Origin of the sequence: Roseibium sp. FZY0029 (genome assembly GCF_036350355.1) — a bacterium.
In the GTDB taxonomy this organism is placed as follows: Bacteria; Pseudomonadota; Alphaproteobacteria; order Rhizobiales; family Stappiaceae; genus Roseibium.
This window is the reverse complement of the sequence record NZ_JAZDVZ010000011.1, coordinates 76017-88452: the sequence shown is the minus strand read 5'-3', so window position 1 is coordinate 88452 and position 12436 is coordinate 76017. Positions and strand designations below refer to the sequence as shown.

Annotated in this window: 12 protein-coding genes; 4 read left to right on the top strand and 8 right to left on the bottom strand. The window is 57.1% G+C overall.

What is annotated here, in order from left to right:
* Positions 1-81: 81 nt before the first annotated feature.
* The 4 genes from V1T76_RS25770 (at position 82) to V1T76_RS25755 (ending at position 4317) form a co-directional block, all read left to right on the top strand.
* On the top strand, positions 82-984 hold the full coding sequence (locus V1T76_RS25770) for a carbohydrate ABC transporter permease (protein ID WP_330563546.1): 903 nt from the start codon (positions 82-84) through the stop codon (positions 982-984).
* An 11-nt stretch (positions 985-995) separates the two neighbouring features.
* A complete protein-coding gene (locus tag V1T76_RS25765) occupies positions 996-1811 on the top strand; it encodes a carbohydrate ABC transporter permease (protein WP_330563545.1) in 816 nt (271 codons plus the stop codon).
* Positions 1808-2887, top strand: coding sequence for an ABC transporter ATP-binding protein (locus V1T76_RS25760; protein WP_330563544.1), 1080 nt, complete (start codon positions 1808-1810; stop codon positions 2885-2887). The genes V1T76_RS25765 and V1T76_RS25760 overlap by 4 nt, the downstream gene beginning before the upstream one ends.
* Positions 2888-3582: 695 nt before the next feature.
* Complete coding sequence (locus tag V1T76_RS25755) at positions 3583-4317, top strand: GntR family transcriptional regulator (protein ID WP_330563543.1); 735 nt, start codon at positions 3583-3585, stop codon at positions 4315-4317.
* A 72-nt stretch (positions 4318-4389) separates the two neighbouring features.
* Here the strand turns inward: V1T76_RS25755 and V1T76_RS25750 are convergent, their stop codons facing one another.
* The 8 genes from V1T76_RS25750 to V1T76_RS25715 all read right to left on the bottom strand — a co-directional run bounded on the left by V1T76_RS25750 (position 4390) and on the right by V1T76_RS25715 (position 12436).
* Positions 4390-5412, bottom strand: a complete 1023-nt coding sequence (locus tag V1T76_RS25750; protein WP_330563542.1) for a YeiH family protein — start codon at positions 5410-5412, stop codon at positions 4390-4392.
* Between the two features lie 18 nt (positions 5413-5430).
* A complete protein-coding gene (locus V1T76_RS25745) occupies positions 5431-6438 on the bottom strand; it encodes an Ldh family oxidoreductase (protein WP_330563541.1) in 1008 nt (335 codons plus the stop codon).
* Entirely contained in the window at positions 6422-7369 is a 948-nt protein-coding gene (locus V1T76_RS25740) for a hydroxyacid dehydrogenase (protein ID WP_330563540.1), read from the bottom strand. Before V1T76_RS25740 ends, V1T76_RS25745 begins: the two co-directional genes overlap by 17 nt.
* 3 nt (positions 7370-7372) lie before the next feature.
* Complete coding sequence (locus tag V1T76_RS25735) at positions 7373-8554, bottom strand: UxaA family hydrolase (protein WP_330563539.1); 1182 nt, start codon at positions 8552-8554, stop codon at positions 7373-7375.
* A 2-nt stretch (positions 8555-8556) separates the two neighbouring features.
* A complete protein-coding gene (locus V1T76_RS25730; protein ID WP_330563538.1) occupies positions 8557-8844 on the bottom strand; it encodes a UxaA family hydrolase in 288 nt (95 codons plus the stop codon).
* A gap of 93 nt (positions 8845-8937) precedes the next feature.
* Positions 8938-10041: a glycerol dehydrogenase gene (locus V1T76_RS25725; RefSeq protein WP_330563537.1), complete on the bottom strand. Its 1104-nt coding sequence runs from the start codon at positions 10039-10041 to the stop codon at positions 8938-8940.
* Positions 10042-10099: 58 nt separating this feature from the next.
* On the bottom strand, positions 10100-11041 hold the full coding sequence (gene dctP, locus V1T76_RS25720) for a TRAP transporter substrate-binding protein DctP (protein ID WP_330563536.1): 942 nt from the start codon (positions 11039-11041) through the stop codon (positions 10100-10102).
* A 111-nt stretch (positions 11042-11152) separates the two neighbouring features.
* Entirely contained in the window at positions 11153-12436 is a 1284-nt protein-coding gene (locus tag V1T76_RS25715; protein WP_330563535.1) for a TRAP transporter large permease, read from the bottom strand.

Below are 12436 nucleotides of genomic sequence, written 5' to 3'. Positions count from 1 at the left end.
TGCCTTTGGGTGTGTGCTCGCGGGCCGTTCTTTCGGGCGGGAGCGCACACCCTTTTTCATCCGCCATTGAGGAGGAGACGGATGCTCACCTTTACCAGACCGTTCCGGGACGGAGCCGGCTTCGACACAGTTCTCGTGACGCTGGCGCTCGGCTACCTGGTTCTGTTTTCAGGATTTCCACTCGTTTACAACCTCGTCATGTCGTTTCAGGAAGTGGACCTGTTTTCGCTGGCGTCGTTCGACAGGCCGTACGTTGGCCTCGACAATTACAGCGACGTTCTGTCCCGGCCCGAAACCTGGGGTATTTTCCTCAATACTGTGAAGTTCGTCGGCATCTCCGTTGCCGCGCAATTGTCCATCGGGTTTGCCCTGGCGATGTTCTTTCAGCAGAAGTTCCCGGGCAGCACCTGGCTGCGGGGTCTGTTCCTGGCGGGCTGGATCATGCCGGCGCTTGTTGTCGGCGCGGTCTGGAGTTGGATCCTTGCAGGTGACTTCGGTGTTCTCAACCATGTCCTGATGTCTCTCGGCCTGACCGGCGAGCGCATTTTCTGGCTGTCGGACCCGAGTGTGTCTCTCTATTCGGTCATTCTCGCCAACATCTGGCTGGGTGTGCCGTTCAACATGATCCTGCTGTCTGTCGGTCTGGCGGGAATTCCGGAAGATATCTATGAAGCGGCCGAAATGGACGGCGCGAATGCTGTCCAGCGGTTCTTCACTATCACCCTGCCGATGATGCGCGCCCAGCTTGGAGCGGTGATCTCGCTCGGTGTCATCTTCACGCTTCAGCAGTTCGACCTGTTTGCAGCCCTGACGCAGGGCGGCCCGTCGAACGCTTCCAACGTCTTCCAGTACTGGAGCTGGCAACTGTCGTTTCAGTATTACGAAATCGGGGTCGGATCGGTGATTTCGGTTCTGATGATCCTGTTCGTGATCCTCGTTGCCGCGGTCTACGTGCGGTCAACGCGCCATGAACACATAGCCTGAGGCGCCGAGCGATGATGAAAAAATATGGTTTGACAGCAATCGCATTCTGCCTCGTGAGCCTCTATCTCTTCCCGCTCTACTGGATGTACGTCACGGCCCTTAAAAGTGGCACGGAAATCTTCGCCAATCCGCCAACCTTCTGGCCGGACAACCCGCAATGGATGGTTGGCGAGGTGTGGACGCGCCTGAAGATGGACGTCTATCTCTGGAACTCGCTTCTGATCGCCTCGGGCGTCACCATAATCGTCGCCATCTGCGGCACGGGCTGTGCCTATGTGCTTGCGCGCATCCGCAACCGCTGGATGGACGTGGTGCTCTTCATCGTTCTGATGATGCAGGTTCTGCCATCCTCCCTGATGATCACGCCGATATTCGTCGCTTTCAACCAGGTCGGCCTCAGCGAGGTGCCCAGGACATCGGTGATACTGGCACAGGCGGCGAAGGTTCTGCCGCTCTATATCGTGCTGTGCCGGGCAACCTTTCTGCAGGTGCCGAGAGAACTGGAAGAGGCCGCACTGGTCGATGGCAACTCGCGCATCGGTGCCTTCCTGTCCATCATCGTGCCGCTTGCAAGAAACGGCATTCTGGTGACGTCGGTGCTCATCTTCCTGCAGTCCTTCGGGGAATACGTCTATTCGCGCTCCCTGATCACGCAGCGGGCGCTGCAGCCGGCAACGGTCGGTCTGCAATCCTTCATGGGCCCAAACACGTCCGACTGGTCCGGAGTGATGACCTATTCCGCGATCTACGTGACGCCGGTTCTCATCATCTTTGTGCTGTTGCAACGCCAGATCGTCAGCGGCCTGACCTCCGGAGCCCTCAAATGAGCTATCAGATCGAACTGGAAAACCTCCAGAAATACTACGGCGCCTACCACGCGCTCCGCGATGTCTGCCTGCAGATCCCGAAGGGACAGTTCGTTGCCCTTGTGGGCCCGTCTGGATGCGGCAAATCCACGTTGCTGCGCACGATTGCCGGCTTGGAGAAAATAACCAGCGGCACGATGCGGATCGCGGGCAATCCGGTCAACGAAAAGGCCCCACGGGAACGCGACCTGGCAATGGTATTTCAATCCTATGCTCTCTATCCGCACATGACCGTGCGCCAGAACCTGACCTATTCAATGCGGCTCCGCCGGCGCCCAAAGTCCGAAATCGACAAGGCGGTCGACGAAATTGCCCGTGTGACCGGACTGGGAGAGCTACTCGACAGGTATCCGCGGCAACTCTCCGGCGGCCAGCGTCAGCGCGTTGCCATGGGCCGTGCCATCATCCGGGATCCGAAGGCCTTCCTGTTCGACGAACCGCTTTCCAATCTGGATGCGGCGCTCAGGGTGCACATGCGCTCCGAAATCCGCCAGCTGCACAACCGCCTCGGCGCAACGTCCGTCTATGTGACCCATGACCAGATCGAAGCCATGACAATGGCCGATCAGGTCGTCGTCATGCGCAGCGGGGTAATTGAACAGAAGGGCGCGCCTCTCGACCTGTACGACAGGCCGGTCAACAAGTTTGTCGCGGGCTTCATCGGTTCTCCTGCCATGAATTTCGTCGATGGCGTCGTATCGGAAGGTGGCACGAGCATCGCGCTGGATCTGCCCGGCAAGCCGGAAATCGCCTTTGAAGGACATGAGCAGGCCGCAGGCCGAAGGGTAACGGTCGGTCTGCGGCCGGAGCATCTCGTGGTGGGGGAGGGGGAGACAGACAACCGAATGTCGCTTCCGGTTTCGCTCATCGAGCGCACGGGCGCGGTTTCCTATGTGCTCACCGATACGACCCCGGGCCTGCTGATTGCCGCACCCCTGCGTATTGAGGATGGTGTGGGCTCGGTTTCCGTTGCCATCAAGCCTGAACATGTTCACCTGTTTGACAAGGAGACCGGCAACGCCCTTTTGCTTGCCTGAGAGCTGACAGACCAATCCGATTGATCAATTTCACCGGATCTTCGGCTTGAAAACCGTCGATCGTCAGTAGTGCCCCCATCTGGATGTACCTTGGAATTCTGCGTCGACGTTTCCCCGTGAGCGGAGACACGCAGTTGTCACGGGATGTTCGGATAACGCCGAAGTCGATGGAGACTGACTTGCTTTGGTTGGGCGATCCCGTCAGCACTTCCACGTCGAAAGCTGCAATGCTTGTTTGGGGCTCTGGTCACGCGTCGACGGTCATCGCCGTGACACTAGGTGACTGCTTTTGCCACTTGGGCAGACTGCACAATGGTCTGGCCACAATAACAGCGGTCTGACAAAAGTATTTTGTGTCTTCCGAGACGGTTTTATATTCCACAAAACGTGAATATCTCGACGGTGTGTGAATCACTGGCCTCACAGCCCCCCTTCGGCGCGAAATGAAGTCGTTCTCAATACGGAACTTTATCCACCCCCCAAAACAATCGAAAAGAGAAGCTCATCTGGAACTCACGGTGATATCACAGCCGGGAGCCATAAATATGCGCACTTCGTGCTACCTTTGGATTTGGTGATGGGACGCTTCGAGTATATTATATAAGTAATCAATGTTTGGTCATCGTGCCGAAAAACAACAAGATAGGGGCTGCTAAATTTCCAATTTTTCAGGATTTAAGCAGATTTGAGGGAACGTGAGCAAGAACAGCCATTTGTCGCCACAGCCTTTATACAAGCGCGCAGAAGTCGAAATGACAAATCGTATCGCGACTGGCACCTGGTCACCAGGCGAAGTGCTGCCAAACGAGTTTGTGCTCGCAGAAGAATTTGGAGTGAGCCAGGGCACCATCAGAAAAGCCCTCGTTGCAATGGAAAAACGTGGCCTCCTGGCGCGAAGCCCGGGGCGTGGAACCATTGTTTCCAGGACCACACAGGAAGAGGCCCTTTATTCGTTTTTCCGTCTGAGAAACGAAAAAGGGGATTTGGTGATCCCTCATCCCGTCAAGGAGACTGTAAAACTCAGAGCGTCTACCAAGCGAGAAAGAAAATATCTGGGTGAAGACTGCAAGAAGGTGATGCAGCTCTCTCGGGTCAGAGAAAATGAGAAACGGCCCTTCGCACTGGAGGAGATGAGTTTTGATGCGTCCGTGTGCAGTGGCCTTCCGGACGATCTTCCCTTACCGCCCTCACTCTATCCCTATTTGCACGAACGGTTTGGAATAGCTGTCATGCATGTCGATGAGTCGATTTCGGCAACGGTGGCGGACGAGGGGGCTGCAAGAACGCTCGAAGTCGAAGTTGGAACGCCGCTTCTGAAAGTCGTGCGAGTTGCTTACGATCTTGCCGATCGGGTGGTGGAGTTGAGAGAGAGCCTCTACAGGACAGATTTCGCGACCTATCAGATAACGCTTTCGAGATCCGAAGGTTGATTTGCAGAAAATAAGCTCTGTTTTTTAATGTTGTAAGCCGCTTTCCCTGGGGCTTGATGATCTCGAGCCACCTTATGAAAGCTTGAGCCAGGTTATCGCAAAGCAGGCGATAAATCCGGTTTCCAGAACAATCAGAGCAACCGACTGTGGCGGGATTTCCCTGAATTTCCGCAGCTCCGTCTTGACCCCTACCGCTGCAATTGCTGTCAACATCGCCCATTTGGACAGGAACACAGCGGCGCTCTGAACTGCGGCCGGTAACAGGCCAAACGAATTGGCTATCACCAGCAACAGGAAAGCGAGCACGAAACCGGGGATCAGGGGCGGTCTCTTTGCCTGGCCATCTGACGTTTCATGTGCGCCGCGCAGCGCCAGTGTGAGCAGAAGAACGAATGGCGCAAGCATGGACACTCGGATCAGCTTCACTGTTGTTGCTGTTTCTCCCGTCGCATCCGAAACACCGAACCCCGCCCCGACGACCTGGGCCACATCGTGGATGGTTGCGCCCAGAAATATGCCGGATTGCATTTGGTCGAAATTCAGGACGGAGGCGAGCAGCGGATAGCCAATCATGGCCAATGTGCTCAGGAGGGTAACACTGAAGACAGTGAAGCCGAGGTTCCTCTCCGAAAACTCATTCTTTGGCAGAACCGCTGCAATTGCCATTGCCGCAGACGCGCCGCAGATCGAGACAGCGCCGGCAGTCAAGATCGCAAGTCTCCAGCCGCGGCCCAAAAGACGTGCGACGGCATAACCAAAGACAAGCGTCGCCAGCAATCCTGAGACAACCAGTAGAACGACCGGCCACCCAAGGTCGACGAAAGCGTCAAATCCAATGCGTGCTCCGAGAAGTGCAACGGCAATTCTCAGGATCACCTTTGCTGAAAATCCGACACCGGCTGCGGCCCGGGACGGTTCCTCCTGAACGAAGTTCATCGTCATCCCGAGCAACAGCGCCATCAGCATGGCCGGCGAACCGTAATGTTCTGACAGAAACTGCGCCGCAAGAGCGATCAAGGCGCAGATCAGCACGCCTGGAGCCAGGCTTTGGACGCGCGTAAGGGATGCTCGGGAAAACGATGCTTCGGTTTTCATGGAATTGTCCTGGCCGAATTATTTCGCAGCAGGGGTGAGGTCTTCAATCTCACGCAGCAAGTGCTCCGGAATTTCGACACCCTGGACCGATGCAATTCGGCGGGCCTCAGTCTTTCCGGAGCCTGGAAGCCGTGTCCCTTCTTGCGAAAGGATCTCTGACAGAAGAGCCTCCAGACGAGAGGCGTATCCGCTTCCCGAAATATCCGGCCGGATCGCGATTATGGTCTGACCCACGCCCGGAGGGGCGCCGTCGGCATCGAAGAAGGAACTGGCTTCAAAGGCGTGGTTGGCCCCGATGAGGCTGGCAGACAGTATCTCGACCATCAAGGCCAGGGCTGCGCCCTTTGCGTCCCCTAGCGGTATCATCGTACCGTTCAGGGCTTCGTCAGGATCTGTTGTCGGATTGCCATCCGAGTTCAATGCCCACCCTTCAGGGATGGTCTTGCCAGCCTTCGACGCTGCCATGACCTTGCCACGGGCGACTTTTGACAAGGACAGGTCGATGACCAGCGGGACAGCGCCTTCGCGTGGCGTGGCAAAGGCTATGGGATTGGTTCCGAAAACCGGCCGCGAACCTCCCCAGGGCGCCATGGCGCCAGGCGAGTTGGCAACCATCAGGGCGACAAACCCGCGTTCCGCCAACCGCTCAACGTGTGCACCGAGCTGGCCGCAGTGGTGCGACCGGCGGATACCGGCGATCGCGATACCCGTCTCGGTCAGCATTTCAGTCAAACCATCAATGGCTGCGTCGATCGCCGGAAAGGCAAATCCATTCCCGGCATCGACAATGAGGCTGCCGGTAAATGGCCGTGCGACCTGCGGGATCGCATGGCCGTCGACCTTGCCGGACTTCGCTTGCGCCGCATAGGCGGCAACACGCGAAAAGCCGTGCCCCTTTTGACCGTCGACCTCTGCCGCAACAAGCGCCCTGGCGACAGACGCAGCGTTCGCCGGAGAGACATCGCTGGCAACGAGGGCATCCTGGATTAACGCTTCAGCCGCTACGATGCTAAGCAGTTTGGACATTCTGGTAATCCTTCAATGCGCGCCGGACATTCTCAACCGTCAGGAAACTGACACGCGTGTTGCCTTCGTCAGTGACCCCGGCAATGTGCGGGGTGAGAACAAGGTTGGGACATTGGTCAAAAAGGAGCCCGGCTTCGGCCGTGAGCGGTTCGGTTTCGAACACGTCAAGCGCGGCCCCGCCGAGGTTGCCAGCCTTGAGCGCGGCGGCCAGGGCAGCCTCATCCACAATCCCGCCGCGGGCTGTGTTTATCAAAACCGCACCGTGCTTCATCTTGCTGATTGCGACGGTATCCAGCATTCCCCGTGTCGTGTCCGTCAACGGCACGTGAAGACTCAGCACATCGGATTGGCGGATGAGGTCGTCGATTTCCATTCGCCGGACCTCGTTCCAGGCCGGGTGGTCCGCGGGCAGGAAGGGATCATGGGCGATCACCTGCATGCCAAGGGCCTGTGCGCGGGTTGCAACTGCCCGGGCGATATCACCAAAGCCCACCAAACCCATTATGCGGCCTGCAACTTCTCCACCGCGTCCCAGTTCGGACCGTGGCCAGGCACCCTTGATCATCTCCTGGTTGGAGCTGTAGCTGCGACGAACCAAATTCATCGTGGCACCGATCACATACTCGGCGACCGAGAGTGTATTGGCACCCGTTGCCGGCAGAACGGCAATGTTGCGAGCCTTGCAGGCTGCGAGATCGATGTTGTCCAGTCCAACACCGAGGCGTCCCACGGCCTGAAGTCTCTGGGCGGCGTTCAGCATCTCCTGATCTACCTGGGTGCGGTTTCGCACAATGACCGCGTCGGCTTGCGAGACCGCGGCAAGCATCTTGCCACGGTCGTCAACAAGCGACGGATCATAGGTGACGGCGAAGTCGCCCCCGAATGTCTCGAGAGCGGCTTCATCCATAAATTCCGTAACCACGACGCGCATCTGTCAGGCCGATCGATACAGCTTGGTCATCGAGAATTCCCGATGTCCGAGTGCTTCGGAAGCCGTGTTCCGGCCGTTCGCTGTGCGGACGATCATTTCGATCAAGGCATCGCCAGCCTGGTCGATCGTCATTTCGCGGTTCAGCACCCCGGTCACATCGACATCGATGTGCTCGGACATGGTCCGCAAGGTTCTCGGATTGCCCGAAATTTTCACCACCGGAACAATCGGGTTGCCGATGACGTTGCCCTGACCCGTCGGGAAGGTGTGAATGACGTATCCTGCCGCAGCCATCAGCGTCACGCATTCCGCAGCCGCCGAGGAGGTGTCCATGAAGTAGAGTCCCGGGCCCTTTTCCGGGGCTTCGGCGGGGCCCATTGCATCGATGTAGGTCGATGTCCGGCCGATTTTCTCCAGATTGCCGAGAGCTTTTTCCTCAATCGTGGTCAGGCCGCCGAGGATATTGCCCTTGGTCGGTTGACTGTCCGACAGGTCTGACGTCTTGAAGGGCTCGATAACCTCGTCCTGATAGGCTTGAAAGATCTTCATGAACTTCTCGCCAGCTTCCGGGGTCGCCGCGCGCTTGACGCAGATATGTTCCGCACCGGTGATCTCTGAGGTTTCACCAAAGCAGCCGTATATTCCTTCCGGAAGCAGCTTGTCGTACATGTTGCCGACCGTAGGGCAGGATGACAGACCCGTGGTGGTGTCGCTTTCCCCGCATTTGGTTGAAATCCACAAATCGCTGATCGGGCACTCTTCCTTCTGCAGTTCCGTTGCCCATTGAACGAATTCCTTGGCCTTCCAGCTCGCCTGCCGGATGGTTTCGAAATCACCTTTCTGTTCGATGGAAATTCCGAACACCGGTTTGCCGGTCTTGGCAATGCCGTCGACAACGATGCTCGTCCATTCAGGTTCGATCCCGATCACGACCACAGCCGCAACATTGGGATTGGCGCCGGTGCCAATGATCGTTCTGAAGTGAAGGTCGAGGTCTTCCCCGAACTGGAGGCGTCCATAGGCATGGGGGATGGCCATGGTGCCCTTGACGTTATTCGCAACAGCTTCGCACGCTGCATTCGAAATATCGTCGACAGGCAGGATCACGACGTGGTTTCGAACGCCGACACGGCCATTTTCGCGGCGCCAGGCGTTTACGGTCATCTTGGAAAAATCTTGCGCCATGGTTACCACCTTTTGGTCTTGCAGTTATGAACGTGAACGTGGTCGCCTATGGCGACATCAGAGATCATTCTGCCGATATCCTCGCCGTACTTGATCACCGTATCGTCAGCCTTCATCGCCTTGAGCGCGACCTTGTGGCCGATCGGAATGTCGGTATTGGCCTTCAGCTTGAAATCGGAATTGTCTGCGGTGACGACGCAGAGCATTTCCGTGCCGGCTGTCAGACCTTCCACGACGACGACACCCACATTGTCTTCGTGATCGTGGACTAAGAGTTGCGGTTTGCTCATGGGTACCTCCAGTGTGAGTTCTTGAGTATGATTTCTTATATTTTATATAAGAATAAAAACGCAGAATGCCGCTTTTGAGGCTTTTCTGTCCGGTTACGGCAACAACGTCGCCCGGAATGGTTGACTGGAACCGGCCAGCCCGCGAAGCGCGTCATAGACATCCAGGGTGGATACCGGATGTTGCATGTTGTGGATCCGGCTTCCCTGACGCGTTGCAAAGACAGCTATCTGCCGCAGTTCTTCGTGGGAAAGGTCAATCAGTCCGACATCGCGCAGGCATCGCGGCAATCCGACTTCCTCGTAGAAATTCAGAATGTCGGCCATGAAGGCGTTGTCCCGGCCTTCCAGGGCGAACTGTGCCAGAAGGCCAATGGCGACCTCTTCTCCATGGAGAATGCCTTTTGCCTGCGGCAGCACGGAAAGAGCCATGCCAATCGCGTGTGCGCCGGCAACACCACAGCCCTCGAAGCCGAGCCCGCTGAGCAATATGTTGGCTTCAACCACCTTTTCCACGGCAGGACTGGTCTGCGTGTTCAAGACGTCACGAACCGCTGCCCCACCGTGTGTTCGCAACACGGTGTAGCAGTGGTCGGCGAGGCAGATTGCCGTCTCGGTGGGCTGGGCGTCGAAGAAGTTGTTCTTGCCCGCAAGCCTTACCTGGTCAGCTTCGAACTTCGTGGCCAAGGCGTCCGCGATTCCGGCACGGAAAAACCTGACCGGCGCTTTCGCTACAACTCCCGTGTCCACAAAGATGGCATCTGGATTTGTCGTCAGGAACTTTGGGCCGAAGAACTTTCCGTCCTCGTCGTACATGATCGCCAATCGGCTGGTTGGGGAATCGTTCGAAGCGATTGTCGGAACCACGATGACGGGAACAGCCGTGTCGATCTTGACGGCCTTGGCAGCATCAATCGCTTTGCCGCCGCCAAGACCAATCACGCAATCAAGGCCTTTCGCACGCACTCGCTCCACTGCAGATGCCACGGCTTGCGGTGAACACTCACCGGCAAAATCGTCGAATGTGACATCAAGGTTGGCGGCTTGCATTGAGCGGCTGATCGTGTCGCCGTAGTTCGTTTTAACGAACTGGTCGCAGACGATGAGCGGCTTCTGTCCGAAAGGTCGGACGAGTTCGCCGAGATGCTCAAGCAAACCGCTTCCTTGTTTATAGATCGATGGGAAACCAATCGCGAACATGTACTTCATCCATTTTCAGGGACGGGACAAAATACCCGTCCCACTTGCGCTTTGGTTGTTACTGGCCAGCCGCGGATTTTGCTTCTTCAACGGCTTCGAGCATGACGTTCAGCCATTTGTCGCCATATTTTTCGACGTACCAGTCCTGCATCGCCTGACGAGCGCCAAGGAAGGTCTCCCGGTCCTCTTCAGTCGGTGTGTAAATGGTGCCGCCCGCAGCTTCGAAGTCGGCATTCGCACTGGCTTCCACTTCCGCGTTGAATTTCGTCTGTTCTGCCGCGGCAAACTTGAAGCCGTCCAGAACGACGGTTTTCAAGTCTTCGGGAAGGCTGCTCAGCCAGCTGTCGCTCACGAAGTAGTAGCCAAACAGGAACGTATGCCGGTCGAGAATGACATTCGTGACCACCTCGTTGAACTTGTTGGACATGATGTCAGGGGTACCGTTCTTGGTGCCATCAACGACGCCGGTGGACAGTGCGGTATAGAGTTCGCCCCAGGCCACGGGCGTGGCAGAAGCGCCCAGGCTGCTGACGAATTGCTGCTGCAGCGGGGAGCTGATCGTGCGGATCTTCATGCCCTTGAGATCGTTTGCGTTATGCACCGGCTTGGTCGTGAAAAAGGAACGCCAGCGGCCACCATCGCTCACGGCGACAAGGCGAGTGTTCGGCAGCTTTTCCATCACCGCGTCGGTCATGGCATCGGTAAAGGAACCTTCCATGAACTTGTAGGCGACTTCGTCATTCGGCAAGATGTACTGCAGGTCGACAACGGCCAGCTCAGGCACGAACGGCGTGACCCCTCCAATGGACACATGCGCGACTTCAAGCGCTCCCGCGTTCACCTGCTCCATCACTTCCTGGTAGTTGCCAAGTTGGTTGCCAGGATAGATCTCGACGACGATCCGACCGTTCGAATTCTCTTCGATATAGGATTTAAGCGACGTGGATCCGACGTAATCGTCGTTTGCCATGGTGGCGGGCCCGGCATGGGCGATTTTCATCGTGAAATCCTGGGCCTGGGCGGCGCTTGCCAATCCAAAACCCAACGCAATTGCAGTTACTGCGCTTTTCAAACCGATCTTCATAGTACTCCTCCATTTGAAGATTAGTTGTTAGACGGGATAGCCAAGTAGTCTTGGCAGGGCGAGAGAGATGTCTGGGATCAGGGTGATGGCCAGGATCACCAGGATGTGCACCAGATAAAAAGGCAGCATTGCCCGGACGATTTCCCCCACCCGGAGCTTTGAAACCGCCGCGGATGCGAACAGGACAAGTCCAAAGGGCGGAGTTGCCAAGCCGATGGTCAGGTTCAGACACATGATGACCGCGAAATGGATGGGGCTGATATCCATGCCCAGCATTGTCGGGCCCAAGACCGGGCCGACGATCAGAATGGCCGGTCCGGCATCAAGGAACATTCCGACGACAAACAGCACCAGATTGATCAGCAAGAGAAAGAGGATGGGGTTTTCCGTGATGTCCAGAACCAGGCGGGCAAGGGACTGCGGGATACCGGCGATATTGAGCGCCCAACCGAACAGGGAGGCCGATCCAATCATCAGAAGAACAATCGATGAGGATTTCGCCGCTCTCACGAACAGGCCGGGGATCGCACCGGGAGACAGTGTCCCGCTGACGAGACTGAGAACCAGCGAATAGGCGACCGCCAGCACGGCTGCTTCCGTTGGCGAGACGATCCCAAGAAGGATACCGCCGAGAATGATGACCGGTGTCATCAACGGGAAGAAGCCTTGAACAATCCCGGTGACGGCTTCTTTCCTTGAAGGAAGCCCCTCGCGCTTGGGGAAGTTGCGCTTCCGCGCGATGATAGCCGTCATTGCCATAAGGCTGGCCCCCATCAGAAGTCCGGGGACAAGTCCGGCGGCAAAAAGAGCCCCGACCGACACGTTCATGATGTACGCGTAGACGATCATGATGATGCTCGGAGGAATGATCGGCCCGATTATCGAGGACGCAGCGGTGACGGCTGTTGCGAATTTGCGGGTGTAGCCATCCTTCTCCATCGCGGGAATGAGCATCGATCCCAGTGCGGTGGTGTCTGCAACGGCGGAACCGCTCAATCCTGCAAACAGAATGCTTGACAGGATGTTCACATGGGCCAGGCCGCCTCTCAGGTGGCCGACGAGGAGTTTCGAGAACGTCACGAGCCGGCGGGTGATCTCGCCTGCGTTCATGATTTCCCCGGCCAGAATGAACAGGGGAATTGCAAGCAACGGGAACTGGTTGATGCCCGCGAAAAACCGCTGCAAACCTATCTGCGCCATCACCTGCTTGCCATCGATCACAAACCCGGCAAGCGGTCCGAAGGCGAGGGCGAAGACTATCGGCATGCCCAGCAAGGCCGCGACGATCGTCAAGCTAACAAACAGTGGCAT

Excerpts from the sequence above, each read along its gene's own strand:
- dctP (WP_330563536.1), bottom strand. The coding sequence starts at position 11,041 with ATGAAAATCGCCCATGCCGGGCCCGCCACCATGGCAAACGACGATTAC.
- V1T76_RS25740 (WP_330563540.1), bottom strand. The coding sequence starts at position 7,369 with ATGCGCGTCGTGGTTACGGAATTTATGGATGAAGCCGCTCTCGAGACA.
- V1T76_RS25715 (WP_330563535.1), bottom strand. The coding sequence starts at position 12,436 with ATGCCACTGTTTGTTAGCTTGACGATCGTCGCGGCCTTGCTGGGCATG.
- V1T76_RS25735 (WP_330563539.1), bottom strand. The coding sequence starts at position 8,554 with ATGGCGCAAGATTTTTCCAAGATGACCGTAAACGCCTGGCGCCGCGAA.
- V1T76_RS25750 (WP_330563542.1), bottom strand. The coding sequence starts at position 5,412 with ATGAAAACCGAAGCATCGTTTTCCCGAGCATCCCTTACGCGCGTCCAA.
- V1T76_RS25760 (WP_330563544.1), top strand. The coding sequence starts at position 1,808 with ATGAGCTATCAGATCGAACTGGAAAACCTCCAGAAATACTACGGCGCC.
- V1T76_RS25730 (WP_330563538.1), bottom strand. The coding sequence starts at position 8,844 with ATGAGCAAACCGCAACTCTTAGTCCACGATCACGAAGACAATGTGGGT.
- V1T76_RS25725 (WP_330563537.1), bottom strand. The coding sequence starts at position 10,041 with ATGTTCGCGATTGGTTTCCCATCGATCTATAAACAAGGAAGCGGTTTG.
- V1T76_RS25765 (WP_330563545.1), top strand. The coding sequence starts at position 996 with ATGATGAAAAAATATGGTTTGACAGCAATCGCATTCTGCCTCGTGAGC.
- V1T76_RS25770 (WP_330563546.1), top strand. The coding sequence starts at position 82 with ATGCTCACCTTTACCAGACCGTTCCGGGACGGAGCCGGCTTCGACACA.
- V1T76_RS25745 (WP_330563541.1), bottom strand. The coding sequence starts at position 6,438 with ATGTCCAAACTGCTTAGCATCGTAGCGGCTGAAGCGTTAATCCAGGAT.